The 230-nt window shown below is 67.8% G+C and carries 1 pseudogene; it reads left to right on the top strand.

Annotation, left to right across the window (positions count from 1 at the left end):
* A pseudogene (locus tag RVY79_RS21870) lies at positions 1-230 on the top strand (Holliday junction branch migration DNA helicase RuvB); the annotation flags it as partial.

Raw genomic sequence — 230 nt, 5'->3', positions numbered from 1 at the left:
CGCTCGGCTGGCCTGCTCAACGCCAAGATCGCCGAAGACGGCGCACTGGAGATCGCCAAGCGCTCGCGCGGCACACCGCGTATCGCCAACCGCCTGCTGCGCCGCGTGCGCGATTACGCCGAGGTCAAGGCCGATGGCGTCATCACGCGCAAAGTGGCTGACGCCGCGCTGGCGATGCTCGATGTCGATGCGGTCGGCTTCGACCTGATGGACCGCAAGCTGCTCGAAGC

Source organism: Chromohalobacter sp. HP20-39 (assembly GCF_033052815.1).
Classification (GTDB): Bacteria; Pseudomonadota; Gammaproteobacteria; order Pseudomonadales; family Halomonadaceae; genus Chromohalobacter.
The sequence above is the reverse complement of the archived record's forward strand: the minus strand, read 5'-3'. Positions and strand labels throughout refer to the sequence as shown.